Here is a 17,370-nt window from a genome sequence, read left to right on the forward strand (position 1 = left end):
CGCAAGGCAAGCGCAGGGGACGCAGGGTACCCGCAGATGCCGGAGACGGTCCGTGCCCGCTGACGGTGAGCGTGGCCGTTTTGTTAGCCGCTCTTAAGTCAGAGGGGCCGGCCGGCCACAACCACGACAGCGCTGCGCTAGACTCGCCGGACTCTACATTCTCGCATTCCTGTGCCCCGACGCCACGACAACGACGCTCCCGACGATTTCGAGGACGACTCCACCGAGCAAGGTTCCCGCTGGCAACGCAGGCTGATTGTCTGGGCCTTTGCGGCATTCGCGCTGGCGCTCGGTTTTCTGATTCCCTACACGGTGTATCTGAACAAGCAGGTCACCCAGCGGTTTGGCGAGCTGCGTTGGCAGATCCCGACCCGCGTGTACGGGCGGCCGTTGGTGCTGGCACCGGGCAATGCGCTGGATGCGGCCACCTTGAAGACCGAGCTGGACGCCGCCTCGTACCGTGACGACGGGCAAGCCAAGCTGGCCGGCACCTACCAGCAGGACGGCAGCCGCTTCACCATCGCCAGCCGCGGCTATATCGATGTGGATGGGCGCGTGCCTGCGCGGCGGGTGGAAGTCAGCCTCTCCGGCGGGCGCGTGGCCAGCCTGCGCGACGCCAGCGACCGCAAGGCGCTCAAGAGTGCGCGGCTGGACCCGGCGCGCATCGCCACGCTGTACGGACAGAAGCAGGAAGAGCGCCGCCTGGTGCGCATGGAAGAAGTGCCCGAGCTGCTGGTCACCGGCCTGCAGGCGGTCGAGGATCGCGACTTCAACAGCCACCACGGCATCGATCTCAGCGGCATGGTGCGTGCGGCGTGGATCATGGCGCGCTCCGGCGGCCAGGTTCGCCAGGGCGCCAGCACCCTGACCCAGCAGCTGGCGCGCAGCGGCCTGCTCGGCATCGGCAAGGAACAGACCGTCACCCGCAAGTTCAACGAAATTCTCTACGCAGTGATCATGGAGGCGCGTTACGACAAGCGCACCATCCTGGAGGCCTATCTCAACCAGGTCTATCTGGGCCAGCGCGGCGGGCAGGCGATCCATGGCGTGTCCTCGGGCGCGGAGCTGTGGTTCGGCCGCGAGCTCAATTCGATGACCACCGAGCAGATCGCCTTGCTGATCGGGCTGGTCAAGGGGCCGTCCTACTACGACCCGCGACGCAACCCGGAGCGCGCGCTGGATCGGCGCAATTTCGTGCTGGGCAAGCTGCACGAAAACAACCTGATCGATGCGGCCGAATACAAGCGCGCGCTGGCCGCACCGCTGGGCGTGCCCACCGAGCCGGGCCTGGTCGCGGCCAACCGCTTCCCGGCCTATGTGGACCTGGTGCGGCGCCAGCTGGCGCACGACTACCCGGAAGGCGTGCTGCAGGGCGCCGGCATGAGCGTGCTCACCGGCATGTCGCCGTCCGCGCAGGCCTATGCCGAAGGCGCGGTGACCGGCACTATCAAGCGGCTGGACAACAAGAAGCGCCCACCGCTGCAGGCCGGCCTGGTGCTGACCGACGTGCATAACGGCGACGTGCTGGCGGTGGTCGGCAGCCGCGACGTGGCCAAGCCGGGCTTCAACCGCGCGGTCGAAGCGCAGCGGCAGGTCGGCTCGCTGCTCAAGCCGTTCGTCTACCTGCTGGCGCTGGCCTCGCCGGACCGCTGGGCGCTGTCCAGCTGGGTCGACGATGCACCGGTGACGGTGCAGCTCAGCCGCGGCAAGACCTGGTCGCCGGGCAATTCCGACAACCGCAGTCACGGCACGGTGCGGCTGATCGATGCGCTGGCGCATTCCTACAACCAGGCCACGGTGCGCGTGGGCATGCAGGTCGGCCCGGAGCGCATCGCGCAGCTGATCCAGGTACTGGCCGGCATCAAGGCCGATACCAATCCCTCGCTGATCCTCGGTGCCACCGACCAGAGCCCGTACGGCATGGCGCAGCTGTATCAGTTCCTGGCCGCCGGTGGCGAGATCCAGCCGCTGCACGCGGTGCGCGGCGTGCTCGATCCGCAGGGCAAGCTGCTCAAGCGCTACGACAAGACCCCGGCGCCGGCGCAGGAGGGCGATTCGGTGGCGGCCAACCTGATCAGCATCGCCCTGCAGCAGGTGGTCAGCGGCGGCACTGCGCGGCAGTTGCTGGGCGATGGCCTGGGCCGGTTGTCGCCGGCCGGCAAGACCGGCACGTCCAACGACGGCCGCGACAGCTGGTATGCCGGCTATACCGGCGACCACCTGGCGGTGATCTGGATGGGCAACGACCAGAACGAGCAGACCGGCCTGTACGGCGCCACCGGCGCGATGCGGGTATGGTCGAGCATCTTCGCGCGGCTGCCGAGTGCGCCGTTGAAGGTCAGCGGCAAGGGCCTGGACTGGCAGTGGGTGGACGCGGCCGGTACCGGCGTGACCGATGCCGGCTGCCCGGGCGCGCGCCAGTTCCCGTTCGTGGTCGGCTTCACGCCGGCCTACGCCCCCTGTGCCGGCAATGCACCGTCGATCGAAGGCGTGCCCGGCGATGCATCCGCGCCGGCCGAGCAATCCAGCGGTGGTGGCTGGCGTCGCTTCTTCGGTCTGGAAAAGAAGCCGGAAGACCCCGCGCCGGCACCCGCCGCGGCTGCACCTGCACGTTGACTGGAGTGACCCGATGAACCGACTGCACCGTTTGCTTGCCCTCGCTGGCGTGTCTGCCGCACTCACCGCCTGCGTCAGCGCGCCGCCTGCGCCACCGCCGGCCCCGGTGGACCCGACCACGCCGACACAGCGGCTGCTGCTGATCGAACGCGAGGCCGGCGTCGACGATACCGAGCTGTCGGTACAACCATTGCGCGACCCGCAGGTGGACGACCTGCGCGAGACCGCCAAGAGCAAGCGCCAGACCGGCGACCTGGCCGGCGCGGCGGCGTCGCTGGATCAGGCGGTGGGCCTGGTTTCCGGCGATCCCGCCATCCTGCAGGAGCGTGCCGAAGTGGCGGTGCTGCAGGCCGACTGGCCCGCCGCCGAGCGTTTCGCCAAACAGGCCATTGAGCTGGGCTCCAAGACCGGGCCGCTGTGCCGCCGGCATTGGGCCACCATCGAGCAGTCGCGGCTGGCGCGTGGCGAGAAGGAAAACGCCGCTTCGGCCAAATCGCAGATTGCCGGGTGCACGGTGCCGGGCGTGAAGCGCTACTGAGCACGGCCACACCGCCGGCTGCGCCTGCCGCACGACAGGCGCGGCACGCATGTGGTGCGGCCTATCACTTGCGCGCATCTGCTCGACGCGAGCCATTCGTTCCCGCGCGCGACCGCCAGCGGCGCCACGCGGCGCATCCTGACGCGTAAACGCCGGCTGCGCGGCCAGTGCCGCCACCGGCCCACCGGCGCAATCCAGGCAGCGGCAGCGCGCACGCGCTAGGCTGTCGCGCTTCCTGCTCCAGCTTCCGGTCCCATGTCCCAACTTGCCACTGCCAGCATCGAGGCGCTCAGCGAGGGCGGGGCGCTCGCGCGTCAGCTCGATGCGTTCGCGCCGCGTGCCGCGCAGTTGCGCCTGACCGGCGCCATTGCCGAGGCGTTCGAGGCCCGCGATGTGCTGCTGGCCGAAGCCGGCACCGGTACCGGCAAGACCTACGCCTACCTGGTGCCGGCATTGCTGTCGGGGCTGAAGACCATCGTCTCCACCGGCACACGCGCATTGCAGGACCAGTTGTTCCATCGCGACCTGCCGCGCGTGCGCGCCGCGCTCGGCATCGGCCTGCGCAGCGCGCTGCTGAAGGGCCGCGCGAACTATCTGTGCAAGTACCGCACCCAGCAGGCGCGCGGTGAGCCGCGCTTTGCCACGCCCGAGCAGGTCTCGCAGTTCCAGCGCATCGTGGCCTGGAGCGGGCGTACCCAGTTCGGCGACATGGCCGAGCTGGAAGCCCTGCCGGACGACTCACCGCTGCTGCCGCTGGTGACCTCCACCGTCGACAACTGCCTGGGCACCGAATGCCCGTTCTACAGCGAGTGTTTTGTGGTGCAGGCGCGCCAGCGCGCGCAGGCGGCCGATCTGGTGGTGGTCAACCACCATCTGCTGCTGGCCGATCTGGCGCTCAAGCAGGAAGGCTTCGGCGAGATCCTGCCCGGCGCGCAGGCCTTCGTCATCGACGAAGCGCATCAGCTGCCGGAGCTGGCGGCGAACTTCTTCGGGGAAAGTTTCGGCATGCGGCCGTGGCAGGAACTGGCGCGCGACTGCATGGTCGAAGCGCGCCTGGTTGCCGGTGCGCAGGCCAGCCTGCAGGAGCCGATCCTCGCCCTGGACGAGGCTCTGCGCGGCCTGCGTGCGGGCATGGAGGGCCTGCCGTCACGCGGCACCCAATGGCGTGCGCTGGCCAAGCCGCAGGTGCGCGAGGGTTTCGATGCGGTGCTGTCGTCGCTGGCGCGGCTGGGCGAGGCCCTGCTGCCGTTGCGCGAGGCCTCGCCCGGGTTCGATGGCTGCTGTGCACGTGCGCAGGAAGCACTGGCGCGGCTGTCGCGGTGGCTGGGCGAGGACGCGCCGGTGCCGGATTTCGAGCAGGAGCTGCCGGAGACCGTCGACAACGATGTGCTGTGGTACGAGCTCAGCCCGCGCGGGTTCCGCTGCCAGCGCACGCCGCTGGATGTGTCCGGCCCGCTGCGCGAGCACCGCGAAAAATCGCATGCGGCCTGGGTGTTCACTTCGGCCACGTTGGCGGTGGGCGGCGAGTTCGACCACATCGCGCAGCGCCTGGGCCTGAGCGATCCGGTGACCTTGCTGCAGCCCAGTCCCTTCGATTGGGCGCGCCAGGCACTGTGCTACCTGCCGCCGCACCTGCCTGATCCTGCCGCACGCGGATTCGGCACGGCGCTGATCGCGGCGCTGATGCCGGTGCTGGATGCCTCCAATGGCCGCGCGTTCCTGCTGTTCGCCTCGCATCGCGCGCTGCGCGAAGCGGCCGACGCATTGCGCGGCGCGCCGTGGCCGCTGTTCGTGCAGGGCGAGGCGCCGCGTGCCACCTTGCTGCAGCGTTTCCGCACTTCCGGCAACGGCGTGCTGCTGGGCTCGGCCAGCTTCCGCGAGGGCGTGGACGTGGTCGGCGATGCCTTGAGCGTTGTGGTGATCGACAAGCTGCCGTTCGCCGCACCCGACGACCCGGTGTTCGAAGCGCGCCTGGATGCGATCCGCCGCGACGGCGGCAACCCGTTCCGCGACGAGCAGTTGCCGCAGGCGGTGATTGCGCTCAAGCAGGGCGTGGGCCGGCTGATCCGCAGCGAGACCGATCGTGGCGTGCTGGTGCTGTGCGACCCGCGGCTGGTGAACAAGGGCTACGGCCGCACCTTCATGCAGTCGCTGCCGCCGTTTGCGCGCACCCGCGAGATCGGCGACGTGCGCGCGTTCTTTGGCGTCGCCGAGCCGGTGGGCGACAATGGCGTGCTCGCGTTGCCGTTTGGCGACGACTGAGCTTTCTCCTTCCTGCCTGCGGTCCTGCCATGAAAGTCCTCGCGTTCGAGACCTCCACCGAAGCCTGTTCCGTCGCACTGCATGTGGATGGCCGCGTGCTGGAGCGCTTCGAACTGGCGCCGCGTCGCCATGCCGAACTGGCGCTGCCATGGGCCGAGCAACTGCTGGCCGACGCCGGCATCGCGCGCCGCCAGCTCGACGCGATTGCGGTCGGTCGTGGCCCGGGCGCCTTCACCGGTGTGCGGCTGGCGATCGGCATTGCGCAGGGCATCGCGCTGGGCCTGGACGTGCCGGTGCTGGCGGTGTCCACGCTGCAGGTGCTGGCCCTGCGCGCGCCCGCCGAGGCGACGCAGGTGCTGGCCTGCATCGATGCGCGCATGGGCGAGGTGTATGCCGGCATCTTCGCGCGCGCTGGCGATACGCTGCGGGAGCTGATGCCGGAAGTGGTCTGCGCACCGCAGGAATGCGTCGTGCCGGACACGCTGCAGCGCTTTGCCGGTGTCGGCAGCGGGTTCGCCGCTGCCGAGGCAGTGCTGCAACAACGATTTGCGACCCGGCTGAGCAGTATCGATGCCGCCGCATTGCCGCATGCCGCCGACCTGCTCACGCTGGCCGTGCCGGCGTTGCTGCGCGGCGAAGGCGTGGCGCCGGAGCGGGTGGAACCGGCGTATCTGCGCGACAACGTGGCGCTGACCCTGCTCGAGCAGCAGGCCGCACGCGCAGCCAAGGCCACCGGCGCCGCGCCATGACCGACGACCTGCAACGCGCGCGTTTCCGCGGCTGCCTGCTGGGCCTGGCGGTGGGCGATGCGCTCGGCACCACGCTGGAATTCTGCACGCCGGGCAGCTTCACGCCGATCGACGACATGCGCGGCGGCGGCCCGTTCGCGCTGCGCGCCGGCCAGTGGACCGACGACACCTCGATGGCCTTGTGCCTGGCGCACAGCCTGCTGTATCGGCAGGGCTTCGACGCCGCCGACCAGATGAACCGCTATTGCAACTGGTACCAGCACGGCTATCTCAGCAGCACCGGCAGCTGCTTCGATATCGGCGCGACCGTGCGGCAGGCACTGGAGCGCTATCTGGATGGCGGCCCGGCCTTCAGCGGCAGCACCGATCCGCGCTCGGCCGGCAATGGCTCGCTGATGCGGCTGGCGCCGGTGGCGATGTACTACGCGCATCGCCCCGCCGAGCTGGGCGAGCGCGCCGCCGACAGTTCGCGCACCACGCATGCCGCCGACGAAGCGCTGGATGCCTGCCGGCTGTTCGCCTTCCAGTTGCGTGCCGCGTTGCTCGGTGGCCAGCGCCAGCAGGTGTTGCAGACCCGCTGCGAAGGGCTGTCGACACCGGCGCTGCGTGCGTTGTCGGTGCGCGACCATGCGGCAGTTCCCGCCGCCCGGATCCGCGGCACTGGCTATGTGGTCGATGCGCTGTCGGCGGCACTCTGGTGCTTCGCCACCACCGACACGTTCGCCGATGCGGTGCTGCGTGCGGCCAACCTGGGCGACGATGCCGACACCACCGCGGCCATCTGCGGTCAGCTGGCCGGTGCATTCCATGGCATCGACGGGATTCCCGCCGCCTGGCGCGCGCGCGTGCAGGATGCGGACGCGATCGTCGAGCTGGCCGACCGGCTGTACGCAGCCGCGCAGGCCGCATAAAGGCCGCCCGCAACGCACTGGGCAACGCGGGCCGCCGGGAAGGCATGCCGCAGAAAGACGCGTCCCTGTCGGGACGCGCGACGGCTCAACGATCGTCGTGCAGCTCGCCGCCGGGCAGGAACAGCCAGGTGCGCGTGACCTGCAGGATATCCACGTCGTCCTTGGTCCTGGGCAGTGGCGGGAACGGCTGCGCCAGCTGCACCACCCGCAGCGCTGCCGCATCGAGCGCCGGGGTGCCGCTGGAGACCAGCACGCGGCTGCTTTCCACGCTGCCGTCGCGGCGCACGCCCACGCTGATCACCACCTTGCCGCCGAGTCGGCGCCGGCGCGCCTCGTCCGGGTAATTGAGATTGCCGACGCGCTCGGCGCGGTCCACCCACGCACGCAGGTAGTTGGCGTAGGCGTATTCGCGGGTACTGGCCGAGACGAACTTGCGATTGGGGCGCTTGGCATATTGCTCCGAGCGCAGATGCACCTCGGCGGCGAGCCGGGCCATTTCCGCGTCGCGCTGCACGCGTTGCGCATCGGTGGGCGAGGGCAGGTCGGTCTGCGGATTCGGCTGCGGGGTGGGCACGGCCTGCTCGCCGCGGCGGCTGGCCACCACGCGGGTCTGGGTCGGCTCCGGCGCCTGCAGCGTGGTCGCACGCTGCGCCTGCGGTGCCAGCCCGCTGCGGTCCTGCGGCACCACCCCGGGCTGGCTGTCGCGCGGGCGTTGCGCGGTGGCGTGATTGCCGCCGCCCTGCTGGTTGGCCTGTGCCAGGAAATCGGCCTGCCTGGGCGTCAGCGGGGTGCTGGTCTGGCTGAAGATCACATCCAGCGTCGGCACCAGCGGTGCGTCCTCGCTGACCGCAAACCCCACGCCCAGGATCAGCACGCCGTGCAGCAGCAGCGAGATCACCAGCGTCGCGGTCAGCCGGCGGCGCTCGTCCATGGGAGCCGGCAGTGCCGCGGCCGCGCTCATTGCGCCGCGCCGGCCTCGATCGCGTCGAACAGCAGCCCGGCGATGTTCAGGCCGAACTGCGCATCCAGCTCGCGCACGCAGGTGGGGCTGGTGACGTTGACCTCGGTCAGGTAATCGCCGATCACGTCCAGGCCGACGAAACGCATGCCGCGGCGGCGCATTTCCGGGCCCACCTGCGCGGCGATCCAGCGGTCGCGCTCGGACAGCGGCCGGCCTTCGCCACGTCCGCCGGCGGCCAGGTTGCCGCGGAATTCGTCGCCCTGCGGAATCCGTGCCAGGCAGTAGTCCACCGGCTCGCCATCGACCAGCAGGATGCGCTTGTCGCCGGCGCTGATGTCGGGGATGAAGCGCTGCGCCAGGGTCAGCTTGCGATTGCCGTCGGTCAGCGTTTCCAGGATCACGTTGAGGTTGGGGTCGCCGGTGCCGCTGCGGAAGATCGAACGCCCGCCCATGCCGTCCAGCGGCTTGAGCACGGCTTGGCCATGTTCGAGCACGAACGCCTTGAGCGCGGCGGAGTCGCGGCTGACCAGGGTCGGCGGGCAGCACTGCGGAAACAGCAATGCGGCCAGTTTCTCGTTGTAGTCGCGCAGGCCCTGCGGGTCGTTGACCACCTGCGCGCCGGCGCGCTGGGCCACGCTCAGGACCTGGGTGTCGTAGACGAACTCCGCATCCACCGGCGGGTCCTTGCGCATCAGCACCACCTGGCCGGGGCCGAATTCCAGTTCGGCGAACTCGCCCAGGGTGAACCAGCCGGCCTTGTCCTCGCGCACGCTCAGGGGTGCGACCTGTGCCACCGCGCGTCCCTCGCGCAGGCTGAGTCCGCCCGGACGCACATACTGCAGGCGGTGACCACGCCGCTGCGCTTCCAGCAACATGGCGAAGGTGGTGTCTTTGGCGATCTTGATGAAGGCGATGGGATCCATCACCACGACGACGTCGAGCGACATGGGGAGCTAAACCTTTAGAACAGGCTGCCGATGGTAACTTCAAGCGGTGGCGATGGCGCGCCCGGCCGGTCGTGAATGCGCGACTTGCCGCTCGGCCCGCAGCTGCACACGGTCGGAACGTCCGCCTGGCGGGCCCCCGGCAACGTACCCTTGACAGTCAATGCGGGTCTTGGGATATACATGCAGTTTCGTAGCGACGCCGGCAGGGAAGAAGCGTCGCGCGTCCGGGGATATTTGCATGACTGAAAACATTGCTGCGGGTGGGGAACTCGCAGGACTGAAGGTGATGGTGATCGATGATTCGAAGACCATTCGCCGCACCGCCGAAACGCTGCTGAAGCGGGAAGGCTGTGAAGTAGTGACAGCGACCGATGGTTTCGAGGCACTGGCCAAGATTGCCGACCAGCAACCTCAGATCATTTTTGTCGACATCATGATGCCGCGTCTGGATGGGTACCAGACATGCGCGTTGATCAAGGGCAACCAGCTCTTCAAGTCGACGCCGGTGATCATGTTGTCGTCCAAGGACGGCCTGTTCGACAAGGCACGCGGCCGCATCGTCGGCTCCGAGCAATATCTGACCAAGCCGTTCACCCGTGAAGAACTACTGAGCGCGATTCGCACGTACGTCCACGCCTGACCAGGGGGAAAGGCAACATGGCTCGAATTATATTGATCGAGGACTCGCCCACCGACAGGGCAGTCTTCAGTCAATGGCTGGAAAAAGCAGGCCATACGGTCGTCGCCACCGACAATGCCGAAGAGGGACTTGCGCTGATTCGCAGCCAGGCGCCCGATCTGGTGCTGATGGACGTGGTGCTGCCCGGCATGAGCGGTTTCCAGGCAACGCGTGCATTGGCGCGCGACCAGGCCACCAAGGACATCCCCGTGCTGCTGGTCAGCACCAAGGGCATGGAAACCGACAAGGCCTGGGGTTTGCGGCAAGGTGCCAGCGACTACATCGTCAAGCCGCCGCGCGAAGACGATCTGATCGCCCGCATCAAACAACTGGTGCGTTGATGCGTTCTCCATTCGACATTCTCGAAGACTACGAGCGTCGTAGTCTTGCGCACGCTACGCCGCTGCCGGAACGCCAGTTCTCGGCCGACATCTGGCGCGGCGTCGGCTATCGCGTCGGCACCCGGCGGCTGGTCTCGGATTTCCGCGAAGTCGCGGAAATCGTGCCGATGCCGCCGGTCACTCCGGTGCCGGGCGCACAGCCCTGGCTGCTGGGCGTGGGCAACCTGCGCGGCAACCTGTTCCCGGTGATCGATCTGAAGCAGTTCCTGGAGGGCCGGCGGACGGTGCTGCAGGAAGGCCAGCGCGTGCTGATCATGCGCCAGAGCGGCGGCGACGTCGCGCTGACCATCGACGAGCTGTACGGCCAGCGTAGCTTCGAGCAGGTCCAGGCGGTCGAACCCGGCGAGTTGGCGCAAGGCCGCTATGCCCACTTCATCGACCGTGCCTTCCGCAACGAGACGCAGGACTGGGGTGTGTTCTCCCTGGCGTTGCTGTCGCGCACTCCTGAATTCCGGCAGGCCGCGGCCTAAGCCGCGACCCCGCCACGTCATACAGATCGAGGTCGAACCATGAGTACCGCCCCGGACGCCCGCAAGACCAACAAGCTCGGCAGCGTCAGCACCAGCTTCTGGCTTGGTTTGCTGGTGTTGTCGATGATCGTGTTCGGCGCCAATACCGGCGTCGCCACCTGGCAGGGCAGTCGCCTGGCCGGTGCCGGCACCGGCGCGGCCGATCTGCAGGTGCTGTCGCAGCAGCTGGCCAACCAGGGCCGCGAAGCGGTCTCCGGTGACCCCAAGGCGTTTGCCGCGTTCAAGGAGACCAAGGCGCGCATCGACAGCACGGTCAGCGAACTGGATGGCCGCTACGGCCAGGAAGGCTCGGTCGCCAGCTCGATGGCACAGCTCAAGGCAACCTGGGTGCCGCTGAGCAAGAACGCCGATCAGGTCATCGCCAGCGAACCGGCGGTGCTCGGTCTGTCCGGCAACGCCGAACGCTTCTCCGGCAGCGTGCCGCAGCTGCAGGCGCAGTTGAACGAAGTGGTGCGCGCGATGACGGTCAGCGGCGCGCCCGCCTCGCAGATCTACAACACGCTGCAGCAGGTCGTGGTCGCCGGCACCATGGCGCGCCGGGTGACCGAAATGCGCGCCGGTGGCGCCAATGCCGCCGCCTCCGGCGATGCGCTGGCACGCGACTCGGTGGTGTTCACGCAGATGCTCGAAGGCCTGCGCGCGGGCAACGACGAACTGGGCATCGCCGCGGTGCGCAACCCGGCCGCGTTGTCGGCGCTGGAGCAGTCGCAGGCGCAGTGGGCGACGATGAAGAAGGACGTCGACGCCATCCTGGCCAGCTCGCGCAACCTGTTCGCCGCGCAGTCCTCGGCCGCCGCGCTGACCGCCGGCTCGAACAAGATGCTGGACGACAGCAAGAAGCTGTTCGATGCGTTCTCGGCGTTCGGCTCGGTGCGCGACACGCGCCTGTTTCCGAACTTCTGGCTGGGCGTGGTGTCCGGCCTGCTGGCGCTGCTGGCGATCATTGGCTTTGTCTGGAGCTCGGTGCGGGTACGCTCGCGCGAGCAGGACGTGCGTTACCAGGCGCAGGTGGAATTCAACAGCCGCAACCAGCAGGCGATCATGCGGCTGCTGGACGAAATCAGCTCGCTCGGTGAGGGCGACCTGACCGTCAAGGCCTCGGTGACCGAGGACATGACCGGCGCGATTGCAGACGCCATCAACTACGCCGTGGATGAGCTGCGCCACCTGGTGACCACGATCAACGACACCTCGGCCAAGGTCGCCGTGTCGACCCAGGAAACCCAGGCCACCGCGATGCAGCTGGCCGACGCCGCCGGCCAGCAGGCCAACCAGATCACCACCGCCTCCGAGCGCATCAGCGAAATCGCCGCCAGCATCGAACAGGTGTCGCGCAACTCCACCGAGTCGGCCGAAGTGGCGCAGCGCTCGGTGGTGATCGCCGCCGAAGGTGCCGGCGTGGTGCGCGAGACCATCCAGGGCATGGACCAGATCCGCGACCAGATCCAGGAAACCTCCAAGCGCATCAAGCGCCTGGGCGAATCCTCGCAGGAGATCGGCTCGATCGTGGAACTGATCAACGACATTTCCGAGCAGACCAACATCCTGGCGCTCAACGCCGCGGTGCAGGCCGCCTCGGCGGGCGAGGCCGGTCGCGGTTTCGCGGTGGTGGCCGACGAAGTGCAGCGCCTGGCCGAACGCACCTCCGGCGCGACCCGGCGGATCGAAGGCCTGGTGCAGACCATTCAGGCCGATACCAACGAGGCGGTCAGCTCGATGGAGCAGACCACCTCCGAAGTGGTGTCCGGTGCACGCCTGGCCGAAGACGCCGGCACCGCGCTGACCGAAATCGAGCGCGTGTCCAACGCCTTGAACAACCTGATCAAGAACATCTCCATCGCCGCGCACCAGCAGTCGGCCGCAGCGACGGATATCACACAGACCATGGGCGTGATCCGTCAGATCACCAGCCAGACATCGCAGGGTGCGGAGCAGACGGCCGAGTCGATCGGCAACCTGGCTCAGCTCGCTGCCGATCTGCGCCGTTCGGTCGCCGACTTCAAGCTGCCGGCGTGAGCACGACGCGGAACGGGAAAGGATCAGCAGATGGCGCGTAGTAGCGTTACGTCGATGCAGGAACAGACCGGTGGCCGCCTCGGCGGTACCCCGGCCTTAGGCAGGGGGCTGCAATGAGTGCGCTTCGCGATGCGATGAGTCACGCCGCGCTGGGCTGGGTCAAGCCGGAGCTGGACGAGACGTTGCGCCAGGCGCGCAACGAGATCGAGTACTTTGCCGAAGAACCGTCCGACACCAGTCGGATGCGCTTCTGCGCCGGCTATCTGCACCAGGTGCAGGGCACCTTGCGCATGGTGGAGCTGTACGCCCCGGCGATGGTGGCCGAAGAACTCGAGCTGCTGGCCCAGGCGGTGCAGGTCGGCGAGGTGGCCGACCGCGACGAAGCCTGCGCCATGCTGATGCGCGGCACCGTGCTGCTGCCCGATTACCTGGAGCGTCTGCAGAACGGTCACCGCGACATTCCGATCGTGCTGCTGCCGCTGCTCAACGAAATCCGTGCCACGCGTGGTCAACCCGGTCTGAGCGAAAGCGTGCTGTTCGCGTTCGATCCGCAGGCCGGCGTCGCCACCGAGGCCGAGCTGGATCACGCGCGCGGCAGCCTGAGCGGGCGCAATCGCGAGTTGCTCGACACCGTCGGCAACGCGGTCAAGGAAGAATTGCTGCGCGTCAAGGACGCGCTGGACCTGCACCTGCGTACCGGCGGCGAGATCGCCGAGCTGCAGACCCAGGTCAAGGATCTCGGCAGCGTTGCCGACACCCTGGGCATGATGGGCCTGGGCGTGGCGCGCAATGTGGTCGTGCAGCAGCGCGATGCGCTGGCGCGCGTGGTCGACGGCCAGGTGCAGATGGACGAAGGCGTGCTGCTGGATATCGCCGGCGCGCTGCTGTATGTCGATGCCTCGCTGGATGACCAGGTCGCTAGCCTGGGCGCCGATGTCGGCGACGGCAATGAAGCCAGCAACAGCGCCACCTCCTCGGAAGTGCGGCGCACGGTGGACGTGCTGGCACAGGAAGCGATCGCCAATTTCGGTGCGGCGCGCGAGCATTTCGTCGCCTTCATCGAGACCAACTGGGACCACGCCCGCCTGGCCGACGTGCCGCATCTGCTCGGCGAAGTCGGCGGTGCGCTGCGCATCCTCGAGCTGCCGCAGGCGGCCGATTACCTGGAAGGCGTGCGCCGCTATGTCGATCTGGAACTGATCGGCAAGCAGCGCGTGCCCAGCGGGCGCCAGCTGGACACCCTGGCCGATGCGATGGCCAGCCTGGAGTACTACCTGGAAGCCCTGCGCGAGCGCCGTCCCGGCCGCGAGGAAATCCTGGACATCACCCGCAACAGCCTGGAAACGCTGCGCTACTGGCCGCTGCCCTCGGGCCAGCCGTCCGACCTGCCGGTCGGTGCCGACCAGCCGGGCAGCGTGGCCGAGCAGCTCGCCGCATCGCTCGCGCATCAGGCCGCTGCCCCGGCGCTGGCGGCCAACGACGCTGCGCCGACGCCGTCGCTTGAATGGGCCAACGAAACCGTGGTCGAGGCGCCGTTCGCCGCCAGCGTGGTGCACGACACCGGCGCTGCCGCTACCGACACGGTGTTTTCGTTCGACCCGGTCGCCGCCGAGGAAACCGTCTCCGGCCAGGCGCACGTGCCGTTTACGGTTGCGCCGCTGGACCTGTCCGACGATGGCGCGCAGGCGCCCGGCGACTGGCAGCTGGAAACCACCGAGCACGCCGCACCGATCGCCACCTCGGTGTTCGACCCGGTGTTGGCCGAGCAGGACGGCAGCGTGTCGGCCGATGCCGCGCAGGTCAGCTACACCGTGGATCTGAGTGCGCTGGAGCAGGACGACAGCGCCACGCCGGCGGTTGCCGAACCGGCGCCGCTGCAGATCGAGCAGATCGAGTTGCCGGGCGATGCCGACCAGAGCGAGGCACCGCTGGACTTCATCGCACAGGCCCAGACCGGCCGCGCGCAGACCAGCATCGAGGATGCGTTTTCGCCACCGCCGCTGCCACCCGTGGCGCCGCAAGAGCTGGACGACCCGTTCGTCGACTCCGCGCCCGAACCGCAGCCAGCCCCGGCCGACGACGCCGCCGAGCAGAGCGCACCGCGCGTGCAGCAGGCGGTGGTCAGCGAGTTCGAACTGGACGCCGCATCGACGGCGTTTTTGGCCCAGCTCGACGCGGCCGCCGCGCAGTTCGATGTGCAGCGTCCGCAGGTACAGCACACGACCGATGCCGACAGTCAGACTGCGAAGGCAGCGCCCGAGCCGACAGTGAGCGAACCGGCCCAGGCCGGTGCGGATGCCGGCATCTTCGGCGGCTTTGGCGACAGCGATATCGACGACGACATCCGCGACGTATTCCTGGAGGAATTCGACGAAGAGCTGGTCAATCTGGGTCAGCTGCTGCCGGTCTGGCGTGCCGCGCCACACAGCCAGGACAACCTGCGCCCGATCCGCCGCGTCTTCCACACCTTGAAGGGCAGCGGTCGCCTGGTCGGCGCGCAGGTGCTCGGCGAGTTCAGCTGGAAGATCGAGAGCATGCTCAACCGCGTGCTCGACAACTCGCGGCCGGCCAGCCCGGCGGTGGTGGCGATGGTCGAGCTGGCCTACGAAGTGCTGCCGCAGTTCAACGCCGCATTGCGCGACCAGGGCCGCATCAGCGCCGATCTGCCGGACATCCAGGCAGTTGCCGAGCGCGTGGCCGCGGGCGAAGAAGTCTATTACGTGGCCGCGCCGGCAACGCCGGTGGCCGCGGATGTCGCCTTCATTCCGGCAGCGGCAGGCGTGTTCGCGGCGACCGGTGGCACACCGGCCTCGGTGGACAGCGTGCTGCGCGAGATCCTGGAAGCCGAAGTCGCCACCCACCTGGAAACCGTCAACGCATGGCTGCAGGCCAACCAGGCCGAGCCGCAGCTGGCGAGCGAAGAATTGCTGCGCGCGGTGCACACCATGAGTGGCGCGTTTGCGATGACCGACGTGCCGGAAATCACGCTGGTGACGACGCCGGCCGAGAGCTACGTCAAGCGTCTGCTTGCCGCGTCGCTGCTCCCCTCGCGGGAGGGCATCGACGCCATTGCCGCAACGGCGTCGGCAATCGCCACCACCGTGACCGCCTTGCGCGCCGATGCGCCGTTGATTCCGTCGTTTGCGCCGTTGAGCGAACGCCTGCGCGCGCTGGTGGAGACGCTGCCGGAAGCGCAGTGGCCACCGCAGGCGTTCCTGGACGAGCTGGAAGATCTGGATGCGCCGGGCGAGATGGCGGTCAGCAGCGAGTCGGCGGTCGAGCTGACCGGCGCGCAGGATCTGTCGCAGTATCTGGACGCCAGCGGGCTGCCGTCGGATACGAGCGATCACAGCGCGCCCGTGCATGCCGCCGATGACGCAGCGGATGCCGATGCGCACGCCGATGCCGACGCACCGATCGCGGTGGACGAGCTGGCCGAGGCCGAGGCCGAAGACACCTCGTCGCTTGCGCTGGACGCACCGGCACCGCACGAACAGACGCAGACGGCTGAGGTTGCTGCGCTGGAGCAGGAGCAGGTTGCTGATTCGGTCGAGACTGCGCAGGCCCCGGCCGGGGATGCAGTCGCCTCCGATGCGGGAGCGGAGCAGCTCGCCGAGGCGTCGCATGGCGATGCTGCCCAGCACCAGCACGAAGCCGAAGCCGAGTCGCCTGGCGTCGATGCGCACGACACGCCGGCCGATGAGCCGGTGGTCGACGCCGATGCCTGGGATGCGACCGGATTGCAGCAGGCCGGCCATGTCGAGGCGGCGTCGCATGCGCATGCAGGCGACGTGCCGGAAGCTGGCGAGCACGTGGCAGTGGACGAGTTGTCCGACGCGGAAGCCGCATTGGGCGATGCGCAGACGCTCGCCGCACCCGAAGCCGGGGAGCTTGCTGCCGAGCGTGCAGAGGCCGAGCAGCAGTCGCCGGGCGAGCACGCTGCTGAGCACGAGAAGCTCGAGCAGCGCGAGGGCCAGGCAAGCGCGCAGGATGCCGACGCTGCATTGAGCGATGACGCGGCGTCCACGGACGAAGCGCCTGTCGAGACCATCGAGGCATTGGAAGCGGTGCATGCGCAGGCCCCGCTGGCCGACCACACGCATGCGGCGACCGGCGAAGACGGGACGCCAGACAGCGCGGCGCTGGACGGCGAGTCGACCGGGCAGGGCGACCACGTGTCCACCCCGCACGACGAGGCTATCGGTGCGCACGCGCAGCCGCCCGCCGACGAGGCAGCGCAGCACAGCGATGCCGCGTTGCCGCAGGATGCCGACGCGCAGCTTGGCGACCAGTTGCAGGTGCAAGACACCGCGCAGTTGGGCGAGCATCCGTTTTCCGAAGAACATGCGCTGTCGGGCGAGCAGGTGCACCTGCAGGAACCTGTGCATACGAACGAGGCTGCGCAATCGGAAGCGCACGGCGATTCGGACGAGCAGGAACACCTGGACGCGCACGCGCATGCCGACGGAGTCGAGCACGTTGCGGAAGCTGAGCGCGCTGCAGAAGCAGAGCAGACTCCAGCAGCAGAGCAGGCTGAAGCAGAGCAGGCGACAGAGACAGAACAGACTGCAGCGGTGGAACGGGCCGCAGACGCAGACCACGCTGCGGACGTACAGCCGGCTGCGGAAGCGCTACCCGAACACACCATCGAATCGGTGCAAGCCTTCGAGATGGCGCAGGTGGCCGATCAGGTCGAAGAGACCGGTGATCCGCAGTCGGACATTGCGCCGGAGCTGCATTCGGACGTCGTTGCTGACGCC

Annotated in this window: 11 protein-coding genes and 1 pseudogene; 10 read left to right on the forward strand and 2 right to left on the reverse strand. The window is 68.6% G+C overall.

Annotated features, from left to right (window positions below; translation table 11 throughout):
• The first annotated feature begins 171 nt into the window (after positions 1–171).
• The 5 genes from mrcB to DYQ94_RS04960 all read left to right on the forward strand — a co-directional run bounded on the left by mrcB (position 172) and on the right by DYQ94_RS04960 (position 7,076).
• Positions 172–2,616, forward strand: a complete 2,445-nt coding sequence (mrcB, locus tag DYQ94_RS04940) for a penicillin-binding protein 1B (RefSeq protein ID WP_102251495.1) — start codon at positions 172–174, stop codon at positions 2,614–2,616.
• 13 nt (positions 2,617–2,629) lie between these two features.
• Positions 2,630–3,154 (forward strand): tetratricopeptide repeat protein, encoded by a 525-nt coding sequence (locus DYQ94_RS04945; RefSeq protein ID WP_160954758.1) that lies wholly within the window; start codon positions 2,630–2,632, stop codon positions 3,152–3,154.
• 255 nt (positions 3,155–3,409) lie between these two features.
• A complete protein-coding gene (gene yoaA, locus DYQ94_RS04950; protein WP_024940333.1) occupies positions 3,410–5,416 on the forward strand; it encodes a DNA repair helicase YoaA in 2,007 nt (668 codons plus the stop codon).
• Between the two features lie 29 nt (positions 5,417–5,445).
• Entirely contained in the window at positions 5,446–6,165 is a 720-nt protein-coding gene (gene tsaB / locus DYQ94_RS04955) for a tRNA (adenosine(37)-N6)-threonylcarbamoyltransferase complex dimerization subunit type 1 TsaB (RefSeq protein WP_160954757.1), read from the forward strand.
• Positions 6,162–7,076, forward strand: coding sequence for an ADP-ribosylglycohydrolase family protein (locus DYQ94_RS04960; protein ID WP_160954756.1), 915 nt, complete (start codon positions 6,162–6,164; stop codon positions 7,074–7,076). The genes tsaB and DYQ94_RS04960 overlap by 4 nt, the downstream gene beginning before the upstream one ends.
• A gap of 85 nt (positions 7,077–7,161) precedes the next feature.
• Here DYQ94_RS04960 and DYQ94_RS04965 read toward each other — a convergent pair whose 3' ends face one another.
• On the reverse strand, positions 7,162–8,037 hold the full coding sequence (locus DYQ94_RS04965; RefSeq protein ID WP_065032655.1) for an energy transducer TonB family protein: 876 nt from the start codon (positions 8,035–8,037) through the stop codon (positions 7,162–7,164).
• Positions 8,034–8,984: a glutathione synthase gene (gene gshB / locus DYQ94_RS04970; RefSeq protein ID WP_102256063.1), complete on the reverse strand. Its 951-nt coding sequence runs from the start codon at positions 8,982–8,984 to the stop codon at positions 8,034–8,036. The genes DYQ94_RS04965 and gshB overlap by 4 nt, the downstream gene beginning before the upstream one ends.
• 238 nt (positions 8,985–9,222) lie before the next feature.
• On the opposite strand from gshB, the gene pilG reads away from it, so the two are divergent.
• The 5 genes and pseudogenes from pilG to DYQ94_RS04995 all read left to right on the forward strand — a co-directional run.
• Positions 9,223–9,624, forward strand: a complete 402-nt coding sequence (pilG, locus tag DYQ94_RS04975) for a twitching motility response regulator PilG (RefSeq protein ID WP_024711139.1) — start codon at positions 9,223–9,225, stop codon at positions 9,622–9,624.
• A 17-nt stretch (positions 9,625–9,641) separates the two neighbouring features.
• Positions 9,642–10,004 carry a response regulator gene (locus DYQ94_RS04980; protein ID WP_024940328.1) on the forward strand — a complete coding sequence of 121 codons (363 nt, stop codon included), beginning with the start codon at positions 9,642–9,644 and terminating at the stop codon, positions 10,002–10,004.
• Entirely contained in the window at positions 10,004–10,534 is a 531-nt protein-coding gene (locus DYQ94_RS04985; protein WP_003482487.1) for a chemotaxis protein CheW, read from the forward strand. Before DYQ94_RS04980 ends, DYQ94_RS04985 begins: the two co-directional genes overlap by 1 nt.
• Positions 10,535–10,573: 39 nt before the next feature.
• Complete coding sequence (locus tag DYQ94_RS04990; RefSeq protein WP_016904289.1) at positions 10,574–12,610, forward strand: methyl-accepting chemotaxis protein; 2,037 nt, start codon at positions 10,574–10,576, stop codon at positions 12,608–12,610.
• A gap of 113 nt (positions 12,611–12,723) precedes the next feature.
• Positions 12,724–17,349, forward strand: a pseudogene (locus DYQ94_RS04995) (Hpt domain-containing protein); the annotation flags it as partial.
• Positions 17,350–17,370: the final 21 nt, after the last annotated feature.

Origin of the sequence: Xanthomonas sp. LMG 8993 (genome assembly GCF_009835065.2) — a bacterium.
Taxonomy (GTDB): domain Bacteria; phylum Pseudomonadota; class Gammaproteobacteria; order Xanthomonadales; family Xanthomonadaceae; genus Xanthomonas; species Xanthomonas arboricola.